Raw genomic sequence first — 15,169 nt, 5'->3', positions numbered from 1 at the left:
GTTGCTTTAAAATTAAATTATCAATTTTCAAACATAGTATTATGAGCATACCAGCAAATTTAAAGTATACAAAAGATCACGAATGGGTTAGCATCGAAGGAGATGTTGCAACAGTAGGAATTACTCATTTTGCTCAAAAAGAATTAGGGGATATTGTGTATGTTGAAGTAGAAACTTTAGATCAGACATTAGATAAAGATGAAGTTTTTGGAACTGTTGAAGCTGTAAAAACAGTTTCTGATTTGTTTTTGCCTTTAACTGGAGAAATCATTGCTTTTAATGAAGATTTAGAAAGCACACCTGAAAGCGTAAATTCGGATCCATACGGAGCCGGATGGATGATTAAAATAAAAATTGCTAACGCTGCAGAGATTGACTCATTGTTATCAGATGAAGCATACAAACAACTGATAGGTGCCTAAACAATTGCTTTTATTGTGGGCTATAGTTTGCTCAGGAATCATTACCTATTTTTGTCTTACAGACTCAAGTAATATTCCGGCAGTAAGTTTTCCCAGTATCGATAAAATAGTGCATTTTTGTTTCCATTTTGGATTTACAATTTCGTGGATCTTGTTTTTTAAAAAAGAATTCAAAGGAAAGACAACAGATGATTATAAAGTGTATTTGATTTCGTTTATATTTTCAGTTTTTTTTGGAATAACCATCGAAATATTGCAAGGTGTTTTTACTAAAACAAGAGCAGCAGATGTAACGGATATTTTAGGTAATGCAATTGGAGCTACAGCGGCTGTTTTTGCGGCAATAGCTTTTAAAAAGCAAATCGATAAAATATAAAATATTAATTCCCACTTCGGTGGGTTTTTTTATTTTCAATAAGGCAAGCTTAAAAAAGTATGTCATTTTTTTGAATTTTAAATGTATTTTTGTTGCAATTCTTGTAATTTTAAAATCATGAATGTTAACCAGTATTTAGATTCCACTTACTTAAAAACCGCCTCTCAAACCGGTCTTTCGGAAACAGAAAATGAGATTGTGGTTAAAAATGTAATTGCTGAAGCTATCGTCGAAGGTTTTAAACTGGTTATGGTTCGGCCGGAATATGTGGCTTTAGCTAAAGAAATGATTTTAAAAGCCAATTCTAATCTTGATGTTGGTACTGTTATAGATTTTCCTGAAGGCAAATCTGATATTGAAACAAAAATCAGGGAAGCAAATGAAGCAATAGCGAATGGTGCAGATGATCTTGATTTTGTTTGTAATTACGAAGCGTTTAAAAACGGAGATGTTCAATTAATAAAACAAGAGATTTTAATAGCCACGCAAATAGGATTAGCAAATAATAAAACTGTTAAATGGATTATAGAAGTGGCAGCATTGAATGAAAAAGAAATTATTCAGCTTTCTTCTTTGATAAAAAAAATTGTTATTTCTAATTTTAAAGAGGAAGAATATGCTTCAGTTTTTGTAAAATCATCAACTGGTTTTTATAAAACTAAGGATAATTCTCCAAATGGTGCAACTATTTCTGCAATAATTATGATGTTAGAAAATGCTTCACCGTTACCAATAAAAGCTGCCGGAGGTGTTAAGTCATATGAGGAAGCAATAGAAATGATTCGTTTAGGAGTTAAACGTATCGGAACTTCATCTGCTAAAGCAATTGTAAATGGAGAGAATACCACAAATCAATACTAATGAAAATCAAAAATATTTTGAATAAAAGTTTTTTAACTTTGTGTCTGGCATTATCATCATTTGTTGTTTTAGCTCAGGAAACAAACCAATCTTCTGTAAAGGCGGGTTTTGCAGCTGAGCAGCTTCCTGTTTTTCCTAATTGCGAAAATTTGGTATCTAAACAATTAGAAAATTGTTTTTACAAAGAAGTTCAGGATTTTGTTTATGAGAACTTTGAAATTCCTGAGAATTTAAAACAGACAAATTATAAAGGTGAAGTTAAAGTGTTGTTTGAAGTTGATGCAGATGGTTCTTTTAAAGTGATTTATATCAATGCAGTAAATGATGATTTAGTTAAAGAGGCTAAACGTGTTTTTAGTAAGTTTCCTAAAATCAAACCTTCCACATATAATGGTGTTGCAACCTATTCTAAATATACTATTTCAATAGATTTGCCATTAAAAAGTTCAGAGCAAATCGCAGCTGAGGCATTGGCTGCTGCAGAAATTTTAAAGCCAATACAAAAGCCAATGACAGAATTGGATAGTATTGTGTATAAAAAATACAACAACCCGGAATTCCAAAGTCATTTGAATATTCCCCTTTCTCATAGTTATTATGCGCAATTTGATGGAGCAATGAATCAGGTTGGCAGTAATAATCATACTGCATCTAAGCCCTATACGTATGCTGAAGTTTCAAAATATTATAATTTAAAAGCGGTAAACGAATCGCTTCAAAAGAAAACTTCAGGCTGGCTAGGAAGAAAATGGTGGAATGAAAATATGGTTCAGATTCAGGGTGAAGATTATTGGTTAGCTTTGAATCCTATTGTTGATTTGCAAATGGGTAAGGCTTCGGACTATGATGGTTCTACCTATGTAAATACCAGAGCTATTAATTTTAGAGGAGGTGTAGGAAAGCAAATCAATTTTACAACTACAATTTTTGAAAGTCAGGGAAGATTTGCCGGTTATTTTAACGATTATGCGAACTCTTTAAAACCTTCGGGAGGGAATCCTGCTATAATTCCAGGTATGGGTATTGCGAAAAAATTTAAAACAGATTCTTATGATTTTCCTTTGGCCGAGGCGAATATAACCTATACTCCAAGTAAATTTTTCGATTTTCAATTGGGCTATGGAAGAAATTTTATTGGTGATGGGTATCGGTCATTGTTAGAAAGTGACGGAGCAAGTCCATATCCTTATTTAAAAATTAATACTACGTTTTGGAAAATAAAATATACCAATACATATATGTGGCTCAAAGATGTTCGTCCAGGTGTTACGGTAGATAAAACGTATGCATCAAAATATATGGCCAACCATTATTTGAGTTGGAACGTTTCAAATAAATTGAATTTAGGTTTTTTTGAATCTGTAGTTTGGACAGATAGTAATAATAGAGGTTTTGATGTGAATTTTGTTAATCCAATTATTTTTTATCGTTCTGTTGAGTTCGCTTCGTCATCAAAAAGTGGAAATGCTCTTTTAGGGTTTACATCTAAATACAAATGGAGTAATCAGATTAATTTGTATGGGCAGTTTTTAATCGATGAATTTTCATTTGGAGATGTAAAAGGGGGAGATAATAGTTGGAAAAACAAATTTGGTTACCAAATAGGGGCTAAATATTTTAACGCTTTTAAAGTAAAAGATTTGCTAATGCAGTTAGAGTATAATCATGTGCGTCCGTATGTGTATTCTCATAGTGCGGTAATAACAAATTACGGTCATAATAATCAAAGTCTTGGTCATCAATGGGGCGGTAATTTTAATGAATTAATTGCAATAGCACGTTACCACAAAGGCCGTTATTATGCTGATGCGAAGCTAACAATTGGAAAAAGAGGGTTTGATTTTGATACAACAGAAGATGGTTATAATTATGGGGGGAATATCTATAAAAGTTATGAAGAAAATCGCCCGTATGATTCTGGTGTAAAAGTAGGTCAGGGTAATAAAACCAACATTTTTATCGCTGATATTCAAGGAGGATATCTTATAAACCCTATGACTAATTTAAAACTTTTCGGAAGTTTTATTTACAGGAATTTTGATCCAATGCAGAATACTGCAGCTACTTTTTCACAAAATACAACCTGGTTTACTTTAGGACTGCGTTCAGATGTATTTAATTGGTATTTTGATTACTAACATTTAATAAGATTTTTCGAGGAAATTGTGTTAAAGATTTAAAAGACCTTACTTTATAAAGGTTTTATTAGAAAAATCTAATTTTATAGGTCAAAATTCTATAATCTAATTTGTACATTTGCACCACTTAAAAAAATACACAAACAATTACGGTATTGAACGCTACTAAAAATACAATTTCACTTAAATCAATATTTCTGGATTTCAAAGAGATTACCAAAGCTGGTTTAGCAATTAGTGTTTTGTTTTCTTCGATTGCGGGATATTTGTTAGGTGTAAATAGTGAGAATCCTTTTCAATGGAGCGTTTTAGTTGCGTTGATGGTTGGAGGTTACTGTATGGTCGGGGCTTCAAATGCTTTTAATCAGGTAATCGAAAAAGATATTGATTCTTTAATGGAGCGTACCAAAAATCGTCCGGTTCCTTCAGGGCGCATGACTCCAAAAGTAGCTTTGTTTGTAGCAAGTTTATTGACAATTATTGGTGTTGTATTGTTGTATACAATAAATGCAAAGTCGGCAATGTTTGCTGCAATATCTATATTTTTGTACACAAGTCTTTATACGCCTTTAAAAACGGTAACTTCATTATCTGTTTTTGTGGGAGCTTTTCCGGGCGCAATTCCATTTATGTTAGGATGGGTGGCAGCAACAGGAGAATTTGGAATAGAAGCCGGTACATTGTTTTTAATTCAGTTCTTCTGGCAATTTCCGCATTTTTGGGCTATTGGCTGGTTTTTGTATGAAGATTATGAAAGGGCTGGAATCTTTATGCTTCCAACAGGAAAAAAAGATAAAGGAACAGCTTTGCAGGTAATGCTATATACGATATGGTTAATCATAGCTTCTTTATTGCCGGTTTTAGGCTATACAGGGCAATTGTTTATTACACCTATCGCGGCAGTTGTGGTTTTTTTATTGGGATTATGGATGTTGTTTTATGCGGTGCGATTATATCAGCTGCGGACTTCTAAGGCTGCCAGAACATTAATGTTAGTTAGTGTTTCTTATATTTCTTTATTACAGATTGTATATATAGTAGATAAATTTTTAAGATAGTTATGGAAATTACAATGAAAATAAGTGAAGAACAACTGCAAAAATCAAAGTCGGCAAAGTTGATTTTATTGTTCGCAATGGTAAGTATGACAATGATGTTTGCCGGATTAACAAGTGCTTTTGTAGTTAGTAAATCAAGAGCAGACTGGTTGAAGGATTTTCAGATGCCAACTGCCTTTTATTGGAGTACATTGGTTATTATTGGTTGTAGCGTTACTTTTTATTTAGCTAAAAAAGCAATTGAAAAAGGAAATAGAAGTGCGACTTCTGCATTTCTTTTAGCAACATTTGCTTTGGGAATTGCTTTTGTAATTTTACAGTTCAGAGGCTTTGGACAAATTATCGAAAGCGGGTATTATATGACAGGACAAGGTAGTTCGATTACTACAACTTTTCTTTATGTTATTGCTCTTATGCACCTCTTGCACTTGGCAGGCGGATTAATTTCACTTTTAATTATAATTTATAATCATTTTAAACAAAAATACAATCCGAGTCAAACTCTTGGTATAGAACTAGGTGCAATGTATTGGCACTTTCTGGACTTATTGTGGGTATTATTATTTTTATTTTTATATTTCTTTAAATAAGAAAAAAACGTAAATTTGGGAACTTTTTAACGAATATCTTTTATGGAAGCGACAGTTACTACTGCAAATAACGACGAAAAAACTTGGGGAGGCGGAGAGCATATCCAGCCATTAGGAGCAAGTTATGGTAAAATGATGATGTGGTTTTTTATCGTATCAGATGCCTTAACATTCTCTGGATTCCTGGCTGCTTATGGTTTTTCAAGATTTAAATTTATTGAAACCTGGCCTTTGGCTGATGAGGTGTTTACTCACTTTCCGTTTATGCACGGTGTTTCGGCTCCGATGTATTACGTAGCCTTAATGACTTTTATTTTGATTTTTTCATCTGTAACAATGGTTTTGGCTGTTGATGCAGGTCACCAATTAAAGAAAACAAAAGTTGCTGTATATATGTTCTTAACTATTATTGGAGGTTTAATTTTCGTTGGTTCTCAGGCCTGGGAATGGAAAAACTTCATAAAAGGAGAATATGGTGCGGTTGAAACTGCTGGAGGAAGTTTATTACAGTTTGTTGATGCAAGCGGTAAAAGAGTAGCTTTGGCTGATTTTGCAGTAAAATTACCAGAGCAAAGAGAGGCTTTGACAAGAAGCCACGCAACCTGGTTTGTTGAAGATGCTGAAACACAACCAACATATACTGTTGCTGAAGTTCAGGCTGGTTTTAAAGCACATCCTGAATTATTAATCAGAACAGAACAGCTTACTGATAAAAAGAAGAAAACAGTACTGACAAGGGTAGAGTCTGAGTCTCGTTTAGGTACTGCAAAATATGTAGTAGAAGGAGCAAACCTGACAAGAAACGAATACGGAAGTAAATTATTTGCTGATTTCTTTTTCTTCATCACAGGATTCCACGGATTCCACGTATTTTCGGGAGTTATTATTAATATCATTATTTTCTTTAATGTGTTATTAGGTACTTACGAGAAAAGAAGAAGCTATGAAATGGTAGAGAAAGTTGGTTTATACTGGCACTTTGTCGATCTGGTTTGGGTATTTGTATTTACAGTTTTCTACTTAGTTTAATTTTAGATTTTAATTATTATGTCACACGAGCACGTATCAAATACAAAAAGAATCTGGTTTGTTTTTGCATTACTATCAGTAGTAACTACAGTAGAAGTTATTTTGGGTATTTTAAAACCTGAATCATTAGAATTTAATCATTTTGTTGGTTTGAACTTGTTAAACTGGATTTTCTATATCCTTACAATTTTCAAAGCATATTATATTGTATGGGCATTTATGCATATGGAAGGTGAAAAAAGCAGCCTTAGATGGTCTGTTGTTTCACCGGTTATCTTCCTTGTTTTATATTTATTGTTTATTCTCTTAACAGAAGGAAATTATATTTATGGGGTTTTTAAAGATTCTACTATTAAATGGAATTTTTAACATGATATTAATTCGAAAAGAAGCTCCGTTTAACGGAGCTTTTTTTATTTTTGTACCTCATTAACTTCCATTGTAACAATGAAAAAAAATATAGTTCTTTTTTCGCTTTTTGTATTGCCAATTGTTGCCTATTTGTTTTTTGCTTCTGGCGTGAATAGTTTTACTACACTTCCTGTAATTACTCCAAAAATTGCTGATTTTGGAAATTGGAAATCTTTAGATAATAAAAAAGTTTCTCTTAATAAAAAAATTACTGTTTTAGGATTTTCAGGATCTGATATTTTAAGCAACCGGGGAAATTATTTTAATTTAAATGAAAAAATTTACAAACGCTATTATGGTTTTGAAGATCTTCAATTTGTAATAGTTTGTCCAATAGGTACGGAAAAGGATGCTCAAAAAGTGGTTGATGCACTTAAACCTTTTACGGATGTTAAAGGGTGGAATTTTATTTTTGCTCCTCCTGCTCAAATTGAAGCTTTTTATAATCAATTACATTTAAAAGGTAAACTAGATCAAAATCTGGGAACACCTAATGTTTTTATTGTTGATAAAGAAAGAAATCTTAGAGGCAGAAAAGGGGATAACAAAGACAAAAAAGAGGAATATAAAGAAGGTTATAGTACTTTTCATCCGTCTGAATTAAGCAACGAAATGCTGGATGATTTTAAAATAATTTTGTACGAATACCGTGCAGCTCTTAAAAAAAATCATAATGCTACTAAACAATTATAAATTAGAACTGTATGTTTAAAAATAAATCTTATATCGGAATTTCGTTTATCATTTTAATTTTCGGAATTTATGCAGTACCTAAAATTGTAGACAGGATAAAAAATGGCGAAGTCATAAAAGGGGACCGCTTGGATAATGTAGATCAGAAAACTTCAAAAGCAGATACAAAATTAGTAAAAATTGGAGCCGCTCCTAAGTTTGAATTAACTAATCAGGACAATATTAAAATTTCAAATGAGACTTATAAAGGTAAAGTTTATGTATTAGAGTTTTTCTTTACTACGTGTCCATCGATCTGCCCAAAAATGAATCTGAGTATGCTAGAGATTGAAAAAACTTTTTTTGGGAATCCTAACTTTGGAATCGTTTCTATTACGATTGATCCAACTCATGATACTGTAAAAGTTTTAAAAGAGCATAGAGAGCTATTAGGTGTTAAATCATCTACATGGAATTTTCTTACCGGAGATAAAACAACTATCATGGATTTATCCAATAAAGGATTTAATTTGTATGCGGGAGAGAATGTGAAAGTAAATGGTGGTTTTGAACATTCCGGATTATTTGCATTAATTGATAAAGACGGGAATATTCGTTGTCGTAAGGACGATTTCGGAAATCCAATTTTATATTATGACGGCCTGGATAAAAAAGGCGTTAGAGACATTCAGCAAGATATTAAAATATTATTAGAAGAATAAGATGGAAGAGCATTCATTAGAAAAAAAATTCAATAAAATTATAACTATAGTTTCTATTTTAATTCCAACTGTAGTAGGTATTTTATTTGCCGTTAAATTAAAAGACTTCGGAATTAATGTTGAGCCTCTTTCGTTTTTACCCCCAATTTATGCCACTACAAATGGCATTACTGCTGTGGTTTTAGTTTTGGCAGTAATAGCAATTAAAAATGGTAAACAAAAGCTCCATCAGCGTTTAATGACTTTTGCTATTGCTTTATCACTGGCTTTTCTGGTCATGTATGTAGCGTATCATATGACGGCTGAGTCGGTAAAATTGGGAGACCTAAATCATGATGGAATTGTTGATGCTGTAGAAAAAGCGAAAGTGGGAACTGTTAGATTTTTGTATTACTTTATTTTAGGAACTCATATTATATTATCGGTTGCTATTATTCCGTTGGTCTTAATTAGTTATGTGAGGGCTCTTGGGCAACGTTTTGACAGGCATAGAAAAATTGCCAGAATAACATTTCCACTTTGGTTATATGTTGCTGTAACAGGCGTAATTGTTTATTTAATGATTTCTCCTTATTATGCTTAACATACAAAATAGAATAACGAATAAAGAAAATAGAATAGCGTATAGAAGTATAGCTGCGAGTTTGGTCTCAAAGAAATATTTCTATATTCTATTTTCTATATTCTTTTCTCTCACTGCAAATGCTCAATGTGCAATGTGTCGTGCTGCTCTTTCGGGAGAATCAAACATTAAAAAAGCTGAGGCAGTAAATGATGGAATCGTTTATTTAATGGTAATTCCGTATTTGCTTGTAGCTATAATTGGATTTTTAATTTATAGAATGTATCAATCAAAAAGCAAAAAGACCGAATGAATTCGGTCTTTTTTTATTTTAATCCATCAACAGAGGCATTCACTGTTCCGTTGATTTTGATAAATGCTATAATGGCCTGATTGGTTAATTGTATTTTGTCAAACTGTATATCTTCCATTTTTCCGTTAATAAAAACACCTGGCATTGGGGAGTAATTTTTAAGATAAGCGGTCATACTTTTTTTACCTTCTTCTAAATTAGGCTGTATTGAATATCTGCAGTTTTCTTCCATTTTTTTCAGGATATAACCTTGAGCAAGCCAGTTTGCTGTTCGCATTAATTTACTTTTCGTATCTAAAACATAATCCAGTTTATCGAAATAAATTTCTTTAGTCTGTGGGTTATATTGGGGAAAACCGTTTAAATAAATGGTTCCGTTTACATATCCTAAAACCTCAAGAGCAATTACCATTTTTCCGTCTTTATGCCAAATTTCAACGTTTTTTACGGTAACTTTTTTACTTCCGGTTCCAAATTCCTGTCCCGCAAAATTTTTAGTCATTATTTTTGAAGCCTCAACATAACTTGATATAGCAGCGATATTAGTTGTAATTTGATTTGGAATTTTGGCTATCGGTTTCAAAACAATTTTAGAGCTATTAAACTTAGATTCAGGTTGTTTTCCAATCAAAGTTTCCATATTGCACTTCATTCCCATATTCAGTAAAAACAAATCGTTTTTGAGTTTTACATTAGTCGAATATACTTCTACCGGAACAATTCGAAGCCAGCTTTCATAAGTTTCGTTCATTTTCAAAGGCGTGCAGATTTTTTCTAAAGCTGATAAAACATTTGGCTTAAAATCCATTGATTCTTCGATTGCCGAATCTATACTTTTTTCAATTTTTGATTTAAAAATAGAAATTGCCGGATTTACTAAATAAGTGATAGGCATGTTTTTTCCAAAAACAGTCATGGTTGGACTTTCGTTCCAGTCAAGAGATTTAAATTCTGTTTTTGTGTTTAGTTTCCAGTTTGTTAAGTTGGCTTCACTTGACAAAGTAATTACGCCATTCAAGTTGAATTCACGTGTGTCGTAAAGTTCGACTCCTAATTTCTTAGTTCCAATTCGGTATTTAATATTTGCTTTTAAAGGCAATATGGTTTTTATCTTTTTATCTGCGTTTGCCGGATCGTTTTGAATTTTGATTGGAGCCTGTTTCCAGATTTTTATTTCGATGTCATCATCCTCAATATTATTATCTTCGAAAATCAATCCGTTCAAAAGTGTGTTGGTTTGATTTTCAATATCTTTTAATTTTACAGTGATCGGTAAATTAATAAAAGATGGATTAGTGTCATAAATTAACGGACTAGCATCATCCGGTTCAGGTTTTAATGTGGCCAGTTTTTTAGATGTAGAGCAGCTAGCCAACAATGTTAAGGTTATACAAAGAACTGAAAAAGAAAGAAATTTCATGTGAAGGTTTTTAGTGTGGCAAAATTAAGAAAACTTTTATATTCTTTGAAAAAAGTGTAACAATTAGTCAATTATGTAGTCTTATTCTAAAAGTCAGATAAAATTTATTAACTTTTTATTACCATAAAATACGTAATTAAAATGTTATTATTGTCTTAAAATTCAGCGGTATTATGATTGAAATCAAAGATTTGCATAAATCCTATAAAATGGGAAGTTCAGAATTGCATGTGTTAAAAGGGATAAATTTTAATATAGAAGAAGGAGAACTTGTTGCCATAATGGGATCTTCTGGTTCAGGAAAATCTACACTTCTTAATATTTTAGGAATTCTGGATGAGGCAGATTCAGGAAGTTACATATTAGATAAAACTCCGATAAAAAATCTTAACGAAACAATAGCATCAAAATATCGGAATAAATTTCTGGGATTTGTTTTTCAATCTTTCAATTTAATAAATTATAAGACTGCTCTTGATAATGTAGCTATGCCGTTGTATTATCAAGGAATAAAAAGAAAAGAACGCTACGATATTGCAATGAAATATTTGGAGAAAGTAGGACTGGGGTCTCATTCGCATCATTTACCAAATGAGCTTTCAGGAGGTCAAAAACAACGTGTTGCTATTGCAAGGGCATTGGCATCAAATCCGAAAGTTTTATTGGCAGATGAGCCAACAGGAGCTTTAGATACTAAAACTTCTTATGAGGTTATGGAACTTATACAGGGAATTAATGATGAAGGAAAAACTATTTTAATTGTTACTCATGAGCCTGATATTGCCGCTATGTGCAAAAGAAATGTAGTCCTGAAAGACGGATTAATTATTGACGATAAAAAGGTAGAACAAGTTAGAGCATCATCTTATGTTTAATATTGAACGTTGGCAGGAAATCTTTGAAGCAATCTCCAAAAACAGGTTAAGAACATTTCTTACCGGAATTTCTGTGGCTTCTGGAATTTTTATTTTAGTGATTTTGCTTGGTGCCGGAAAAGGTCTTCAAAATGGAATTGAAAAGCAATTCGAGAATGATGCTAAAGGAATTATTGAAGTTTGGTCAAATGTCACAACCAAAGAATACAAAGGATTAAATCCAGGCAGGCAAATTCAGTTAAGAAACAGTGATTATGATCTTCCTGTTAAAAAATTTGATGAGGAGATTGATAAAAAATCATCTGTTCGTAATACGTGGGGAGGTATTGTGAGTTATGGAAAAGAATCCGGAAATTATCAGTTTAGAGGTATTAGCCCGGATTATTTGTCTCTTGAAAATGGTACTATTATTAAGGGACGTTTCATTAACAATAGTGATATGAAAAATAATGAGAAAGTAGTTGCCATTGGTTTGAAGGTTAAGCAGGATTTGTTTAAAGAGAAAGATCCAATAGGAAAAGAGATTTTAGTCAATAATATAAATTTTAAAGTAATTGGAGTTTTTACAGATCCTTCCGGAGAAAGAGAAGAATCCAGGATTTATATGCCTATGACCACTAATCAGCGTGCTTTTGGTGCAGGTGATAAAATAACCGGTATGCAGTTTGTTTTGAATAAGAAAGCCAATTATGATGAAGCTTTGGCACAGTCAAAAAAATTTACCGAAGATGTCAAAAGGTTATTAAAAGCTAAAAACATTATTGCTCCAAATGACGATAGTGCTATAGGAGTTTATAATTCTGTTGAAGAAGCAAAACAATTTTATGATTTAAATCTTTACATCAGATTGTTCTTTTGGTGGGTTGGTATTTGTACTATTATTGCCGGTGTTGTTGGGGTAAGTAATATTATGCTTATCATTGTAAAAGAAAGAACTAAAGAAATTGGAATCAGAAAAGCGTTAGGAGCATCACCTTTTTCTATTATTTCTATGATACTTCATGAATCTATTTTTATCACCACTATTGCCGGCTTTTCCGGACTATTGGCTAGTTTGTTATTGCTGGAATTTGTTGGGCCAATGGTTCAGAGCGAATATTTCAGAAATCCTGAAGTCGATTTTAGTGTAGCTCTAACAACACTTGTTTTACTTGTATTTGCAGGAGCCATGGCAGGTTTTTTCCCGGCATACAGAGCTGCAAAAATAAAACCTATTGTAGCACTTAGAGACGAATAACTATGTTTAGCAAAGATAATTGGGATGAGATTTTACAGGCTTTAACAGCCAATGTTTTTAGAACAGTCTTAACTGCATTTGGTGTGTTTTGGGGTATATTTATTTTAGTAATATTACTTGCTGCAGGAAATGGATTGGAAAATGGGGTAAAAAAAGGTTTTGACGGAATAGCTACAAACACTATGTTTATGTGGAGTCAGACAACATCAAAAGCATATAAGGGCTTACCAAAAGTACGTCGTTATGATTTTAGAAATAGTGATGTTGCATCTTTAAAAGCAGCTTTTCCGGATTTATTATATGTTTCTCCCCGAAATCAATTGGGTGATTTTAATGGGACAAACAATGTAGTTAGAGGGACAAAAACTTCTGCATTTACCATTTATGGTGATTATCCTGAATTGATAAAGCAGCAACCAATGGATATCACAAAAGGGCGTTTTATAAATCAACAAGACATACTTGAAAGAAGAAAAGTAGCGGTAATTGGAAAAGGTGTTATTACTGAGCTTTATGGAAAAGAAGAAGAAGCTGTTGGGACATATGTAAAAATCAACGGCATTAATTTTATGGTCGTTGGGGTATATAACTCTAAACAACAAGGAGGAAATGCTGAGCAGGAACAAAAAAATATTTTTGTCCCGTTTACAACTTTTCAGCAAGCTTTTAATTATGGAGATAAGGTAGGATGGATGGCGCTTACAGCCAAAGATGAAACATCTATTACGGCTTTAAAACCACAGATTTTAGAAAAAATAAAAGCACTTCACTCGGTTAATCCTGCTGATGAAAGAGCAGTTGGGAATTTTGATTTATACGAACAGTTTAATAAAGTGCAAAGTCTTTTTAATATTTTAAAAATCATTGCTTATTTTGTAGGAACTTTGGTGTTGATTTCCGGTGTAATCGGTATTTCAAATATTATGCTTATTGTTGTTAAAGAACGTACGAAAGAAATTGGAATTCGGAGAGCTTTGGGTGCTACTCCGGCAGCAGTTAGAGGACAGATTTTATCAGAAGCCATATTTTTAACAATCATTTCAGGCATGTTTGGGATAGCCGTAGCGACCGGAATCATTGCGCTTTTAAACATGGCATTAGATTCAATGCCTCCAAACAGCAATACCATGTTTGCAAACCCAAGTGTAGACTTAGGAGTTGTATTTGTTGCTTTACTAATATTAGTGGGGTCAGGGCTATTAGCGGGTTTTATTCCGGCTCAGATTGCAATAAAAGTAAAGCCCGTTGATGCATTAAGAACAGAATAAAATTATAAATCAAAATAATCGATTAAATAAAAACAAATGAAAAAAGGAATAACTATAACTATTTTAGTTCTTATTACCATTATCTTTTTTGGCGCTTTATATTATTTGTATGCTAAAAACCAGGAATCACCAATTGTTTTTAAAACAGAAAAAGCTGAAATTAAAACGATTGTAAAAAATACTATTGCTACCGGAAATATTCAGCCTGATGAAGAAGTTCTGATCAAACCAAATATCTCAGGTATTATTGAAGCAGTCTATATTAAAGCCGGAGAAAAAATTAAAGCCGGAGATATGATTGCAAAAATTAAGGTTGTTGCCAATGTATCTAACGTAAGCAGTACTCAAAATCAGGTTCAGACAGCTAAAATTGCTTTAGATAATCAGGAGAAGATATACCAAAGACAAAAGACCTTATTTGATAAAGATGTAATTTCGGCTAATGATTTTGACGCAGCACAATTGGCTTATAAGCAGGCTAAACAAAATTATTTGTCTGCAAAACAAAACCTAGATATTGTAAAAACAGGAACAACTGCATCATTAGGAAATTATGCCAATACACTTATTCGTTCTACAGTTAACGGAATGATTTTAGACGTACCGGTGAAAGTAGGGAATCAGGTTATTGAGAGTAATAATTTTAATGAAGGAACGACTATAGCAAGTGTTGCAGATGTTGGAAGAATGATTTTTATTGGAAAGATAGATGAATCTGAAGTTGGAAAAATAAAAGAAAAAATGGCAATCGAAATTACAGTCGGAGCCATAGAAAATAAAAAATTTAATGCAGTTTTAACTTATATAGCTCCCAAAGGAGTAACTGAAAACGGAGCGATTCAATTTGAGATTAAAGCTTCTTTAGAAAATAGAGATGCTACTTTTATCAGAGCTGGTTTAAGTGCAAATGCTTCAATTATTTTGGAAAAGGCAGACAAGGTTTTGGCTATCAAAGAATCATTGGTTCAATTTGACAAAAAAACGCAAAAACCATATGTAGAAGTAGAGACTACTGCTCAAAAATTTCAACGTAAAAATTTGGTTTTAGGAGTTAGTGATGGAATTTATGTTCAGGTTAAGAGCGGGATTAAATCTTCTGATAAAATTAAAATCTGGAATCAGGGATTGATTAGTGAAGGAGAAGGCGAAAAAAAATAATTTGATTTTGTAAAAGATTTTTGGGTTTATAAAATGTTAAATTTGCATGGTATCTTT

General features: G+C 32.4%; 16 protein-coding genes. 15 read left to right on the top strand and 1 reads right to left on the bottom strand.

The window, feature by feature from the left end:
• Nucleotides 1–41 precede the first annotated feature (41 nt).
• The 11 genes from gcvH (at nucleotide 42) to FLACHUCJ7_RS06760 (ending at nucleotide 8,862) form a co-directional block, all read left to right on the top strand.
• Nucleotides 42–422 carry a glycine cleavage system protein GcvH gene (gene gcvH, locus FLACHUCJ7_RS06810; protein ID WP_078227262.1) on the top strand — a complete coding sequence of 127 codons (381 nt, stop codon included), beginning with the start codon at nucleotides 42–44 and terminating at the stop codon, nucleotides 420–422.
• Nucleotides 415–798, top strand: a complete 384-nt coding sequence (locus FLACHUCJ7_RS06805) for a VanZ family protein (protein WP_078227263.1) — start codon at nucleotides 415–417, stop codon at nucleotides 796–798. Before gcvH ends, FLACHUCJ7_RS06805 begins: the two co-directional genes overlap by 8 nt.
• Nucleotides 799–915: 117 nt before the next feature.
• Nucleotides 916–1,659: a deoxyribose-phosphate aldolase gene (deoC, locus tag FLACHUCJ7_RS06800; protein ID WP_180908378.1), complete on the top strand. Its 744-nt coding sequence runs from the start codon at nucleotides 916–918 to the stop codon at nucleotides 1,657–1,659.
• The gene (locus tag FLACHUCJ7_RS06795; RefSeq protein ID WP_180908377.1) at nucleotides 1,659–3,797 is read left to right on the top strand and encodes an energy transducer TonB; all 2,139 of its coding nucleotides are present in this window, start codon (nucleotides 1,659–1,661) and stop codon (nucleotides 3,795–3,797) included. The genes deoC and FLACHUCJ7_RS06795 overlap by 1 nt, the downstream gene beginning before the upstream one ends.
• 155 nt (nucleotides 3,798–3,952) lie before the next feature.
• Entirely contained in the window at nucleotides 3,953–4,855 is a 903-nt protein-coding gene (gene cyoE, locus FLACHUCJ7_RS06790) for a heme o synthase (RefSeq protein ID WP_180908376.1), read from the top strand.
• A gap of 2 nt (nucleotides 4,856–4,857) precedes the next feature.
• Nucleotides 4,858–5,445: a cytochrome c oxidase subunit 3 gene (locus FLACHUCJ7_RS06785; protein ID WP_180908375.1), complete on the top strand. Its 588-nt coding sequence runs from the start codon at nucleotides 4,858–4,860 to the stop codon at nucleotides 5,443–5,445.
• A 42-nt stretch (nucleotides 5,446–5,487) separates the two neighbouring features.
• A complete protein-coding gene (locus tag FLACHUCJ7_RS06780; RefSeq protein ID WP_078227267.1) occupies nucleotides 5,488–6,474 on the top strand; it encodes a cytochrome c oxidase subunit 3 in 987 nt (328 codons plus the stop codon).
• Nucleotides 6,475–6,492: 18 nt separating this feature from the next.
• Nucleotides 6,493–6,843 carry a cytochrome C oxidase subunit IV family protein gene (locus tag FLACHUCJ7_RS06775; protein WP_031454438.1) on the top strand — a complete coding sequence of 117 codons (351 nt, stop codon included), beginning with the start codon at nucleotides 6,493–6,495 and terminating at the stop codon, nucleotides 6,841–6,843.
• A 78-nt stretch (nucleotides 6,844–6,921) separates the two neighbouring features.
• Nucleotides 6,922–7,578: a hypothetical protein gene (locus FLACHUCJ7_RS06770; RefSeq protein ID WP_180908374.1), complete on the top strand. Its 657-nt coding sequence runs from the start codon at nucleotides 6,922–6,924 to the stop codon at nucleotides 7,576–7,578.
• Nucleotides 7,579–7,589: 11 nt separating this feature from the next.
• Nucleotides 7,590–8,279: an SCO family protein gene (locus FLACHUCJ7_RS06765; protein WP_078227269.1), complete on the top strand. Its 690-nt coding sequence runs from the start codon at nucleotides 7,590–7,592 to the stop codon at nucleotides 8,277–8,279.
• A gap of 1 nt (nucleotide 8,280) precedes the next feature.
• Entirely contained in the window at nucleotides 8,281–8,862 is a 582-nt protein-coding gene (locus FLACHUCJ7_RS06760; RefSeq protein WP_078227270.1) for a DUF420 domain-containing protein, read from the top strand.
• Nucleotides 8,863–9,167: 305 nt separating this feature from the next.
• Here the strand turns inward: FLACHUCJ7_RS06760 and FLACHUCJ7_RS06755 are convergent, their stop codons facing one another.
• Nucleotides 9,168–10,574, bottom strand: a complete 1,407-nt coding sequence (locus FLACHUCJ7_RS06755; RefSeq protein WP_180908373.1) for a DUF4403 family protein — start codon at nucleotides 10,572–10,574, stop codon at nucleotides 9,168–9,170.
• Between the two features lie 173 nt (nucleotides 10,575–10,747).
• Here FLACHUCJ7_RS06755 and FLACHUCJ7_RS06750 point away from each other — a divergent pair, with 173 nt between their 5' ends.
• From FLACHUCJ7_RS06750 to FLACHUCJ7_RS06735, 4 genes are read left to right on the top strand one after another with little or no spacing between them, the layout of a single operon-like run.
• The gene (locus tag FLACHUCJ7_RS06750; protein WP_031454444.1) at nucleotides 10,748–11,449 is read left to right on the top strand and encodes an ABC transporter ATP-binding protein; all 702 of its coding nucleotides are present in this window, start codon (nucleotides 10,748–10,750) and stop codon (nucleotides 11,447–11,449) included.
• Complete coding sequence (locus tag FLACHUCJ7_RS06745; RefSeq protein ID WP_031454445.1) at nucleotides 11,442–12,686, top strand: ABC transporter permease; 1,245 nt, start codon at nucleotides 11,442–11,444, stop codon at nucleotides 12,684–12,686. The genes FLACHUCJ7_RS06750 and FLACHUCJ7_RS06745 overlap by 8 nt, the downstream gene beginning before the upstream one ends.
• 2 nt (nucleotides 12,687–12,688) lie before the next feature.
• Nucleotides 12,689–13,954 (top strand): ABC transporter permease, encoded by a 1,266-nt coding sequence (locus FLACHUCJ7_RS06740; RefSeq protein WP_031454446.1) that lies wholly within the window; start codon nucleotides 12,689–12,691, stop codon nucleotides 13,952–13,954.
• Between the two features lie 36 nt (nucleotides 13,955–13,990).
• A complete protein-coding gene (locus tag FLACHUCJ7_RS06735) occupies nucleotides 13,991–15,112 on the top strand; it encodes an efflux RND transporter periplasmic adaptor subunit (protein ID WP_078227274.1) in 1,122 nt (373 codons plus the stop codon).
• The last annotated feature ends 57 nt before the right edge of the window (nucleotides 15,113–15,169 follow it).

Origin of the sequence: Flavobacterium salmonis, from assembly GCF_903819435.1 — a bacterium.
GTDB lineage: Bacteria > Bacteroidota > Bacteroidia > Flavobacteriales > Flavobacteriaceae > Flavobacterium > Flavobacterium chungangense.
Note: the sequence above shows the minus strand (reverse complement) of the source record. Positions and strands in the feature narration are given on the sequence as shown.